The sequence below is a fragment of the Streptomyces sp. NPDC005151 genome (assembly GCF_053599875.1).
On record NZ_JBSFYR010000227.1, the window covers coordinates 1 to 2534 of the forward strand.

The 2534-nt window shown below is 65.2% G+C and carries 3 protein-coding genes; 2 read left to right on the plus strand and 1 reads right to left on the minus strand.

Annotated features, from left to right (window positions below; all coding sequences use genetic code 11):
* The first annotated feature begins 185 nt into the window (after positions 1 to 185).
* Entirely contained in the window at positions 186 to 701 is a 516-nt protein-coding gene (locus ACWD6R_RS40265; protein ID WP_451823299.1) for an SET domain-containing protein-lysine N-methyltransferase, read from the plus strand.
* A gap of 132 nt (positions 702 to 833) precedes the next feature.
* Entirely contained in the window at positions 834 to 1031 is a 198-nt protein-coding gene (locus tag ACWD6R_RS40270) for a hypothetical protein (protein WP_451823300.1), read from the plus strand.
* A 65-nt stretch (positions 1032 to 1096) separates the two neighbouring features.
* Here the strand turns inward: ACWD6R_RS40270 and trpS are convergent, their stop codons facing one another.
* Positions 1097 to 2062, minus strand: coding sequence for a tryptophan--tRNA ligase (trpS, locus tag ACWD6R_RS40275; RefSeq protein ID WP_451823301.1), 966 nt, complete (start codon positions 2060 to 2062; stop codon positions 1097 to 1099).
* Positions 2063 to 2534: the final 472 nt, after the last annotated feature.

Consider the following 2534-nt stretch of genomic DNA (forward strand, 5'->3'; position numbering starts at 1 on the left):
ACCCGGACGACATGACCACAGATCCTGCCGCACCCACCCACTACCTGTCACATCATCAGACGCGAAGCCCGCCACCGACCTACTGAATGCTTACGGTCGAGGAGCGCCTCGGCGGCGCATCGATTTTGTCGTGCCCGCAGCTTGATCACCCGCGGGCGTGCTGATCCCGCAGAGAGCAGGCGACGATGGATAAAGGCTTCGAACTCCGGGGAACTCACGAAAAAGGAGAGGGTGTTTTCGTCACCCGGCCTTTCCAGATCGATGAGACGGTGATGGTTGGTGTCATCGACCGTGAACTGGACCGCAATCACTCCCACGCCTCCCAGGTCAGTGCGGAACGTTTCGTGTTACACGGCGGGCTCGTCTCGAAGGTGAACCACTCGTGTGAACCGAACTGCGGGATCCGCCTCAATGCCAGTGGTGCTCACGACTTCGTCGCCCGCGCGCCCATCGCCGTAGGCGACGAGATCACTTTTGACTATGCGATGCGGAACTACTCGGTCGACTACTTCGCCGCCCGCTGCCGGTGCGGCTCGCGCCGCTGCCGTGGCCGTATCACCGGCTGGCGGGATCTACCGGCCCAACGCAAAGCGGACTACGACGGCTTTGTCGCCCCCTACCTCATCAAGATCGACCAGGCCCATACGGCCCTGGCCCCGATTCGGGCCACCTCTGCGGGAGAATCGGCCGGTGACCACTGACCCCACCACGGCCGCGTTGCCGGGGCCGGCGGGGTCAGTGGCCGCGCTTGAGGCGGGTCGGCTTGGTGATGGGGGTGACGTTGCCCTTGGCCTTGGCCTCGGCCTTGCGGGCCAAGGGGTACTTGTACCGCTATGACCAGTGAGCGGGTGCGGTGGCCGGCTGTCGTGGACCGGGCGCGGGAGATCGTGGAGGGTTACGAGGGCGGCGCCACGCTGCGGCAGGTGATGCACCGGCTCGCCTCCGAGGGGGTGCTGCCGCACACGCCGTCGATGTACCGGCGGCTGTCGTCCCGGCCGGGGACCGGCTGCTCCTCGCACGCGCCCGCGTGACCGTGTGCCGGTACTGGTAGTAGCCCCGGAGCGGGAGCTCACCCTGCTCCCGCTCCGGGCAGCGCTCAGCCCACTCCCGCGAGTTCCAGCGCGCGGTTCAGACGGGACCCGGACCGATCCCGGGCGCGGTCCGCTCCTGCGGTACGGATCTCCCGGAGTTCGGAGCCGCTCTGGAGAAGGTCCAGGGCTCGCTCACGGACGGGTGCCAACTCATTGACGACCGCTTCGGCCACGGACTCCTTGAGCTCGCGGTAGGTCGCGATGCCAGCGGCGGCGGCGGCAGGGGTCGTGTCGGTGCACGCGGCCAGGATCTCCAGCAGATTGGCGACGCCGGGCTGCTCCTGCGGGTCGTAGGCGACCCGGCTCAACCCGTCCGTCACGGCACGCCGGAACTTGCGGCGGACGACGGCCGGATCATCCAGGACGTAAACGATACCGTCCCGTTCCAGGGACGACTTCGACATCTTCTTGGCCGGGTTCGCCAGATCTCGGATCCGGGCACCCGCCGTGGGCAGAACCGCCTCGGGGACCACGAAAACCTCGCCGTATGTCGAGTTGAACCGACGCGCCAGGGTGCGAGCAAGTTCCACGTGCTGGTTCTGGTCGTTGCCGACCGGGACTTCTGTCGTACCGTGCAGCAGGATGTCCGCCGCCATGAGCACCGGGTAAGTGAGCAGACCCAGGCGCACCGAGCTGTTGCCGTCGGACTTCTCCTTGAACTGCACCATGCGCCTGGCCTCTCCGAAGGTGCAGGTGCACTCCAGCAGCCATGAAAGCGCCATGTGTTCATGGATGAGGTCGGATTGCACGAACATGCTCTCGGCTGGGACTCCGGACGCGATGAGGATCGCGAGCTGGTGCTCGGTCAGCTTCCGCAGGCGATCCGGCTCATGGGGGGTCGTCATGGCATGCAGATTGCTGACGAAGTAGAGGTCCCCCAGGCCCGGTTCCCTGGCCCAGCGCCGAACGGCTCCCAGGTAGTTGCCCAGGTGTGCTTCACCCGAGGGGGTGATTCCCGACAGTCTGATCATCACTTGCTCCCTTACGAGATCTTCGCCAGGGCCCGTGGAGTGATCGACCGCCATAGCCAACCACCACGCGGGGTGGCTGGCCTGTTAGAAGAGGGCAACAGGAGTCAGACCCGCAGGAAAGCGGGCCACCACGATTGACTTCTGTTGCACATAGCACCAGAGGCTAGCAGCAAGGAGATCGTGGAAGTGGTGCTCTGCGGGCCAGCCAGTTTGCGATCTCTCGGTCTGGTGTCAGTGGTGGTGAGAGTCAGTGGTGAGGGGCGGGGTTGTGGTGTTCTGCTGCTGGTCAGTGGGTTGTCGGTGGTGGGCTGTCACTGTCATGGGGTGAGAGACCGGGGTCGGTTTTGCTGTCGTGGGGTGTTATCTCGTGGCGGGTGGGGGGCGTCGATTAATTAATGGGGTGTGTTGCGTCATCCTGGCGTTGATGTTGCGTGCATGACATATGTGGCGAGTTGGCTGGGGTCGATGAGTC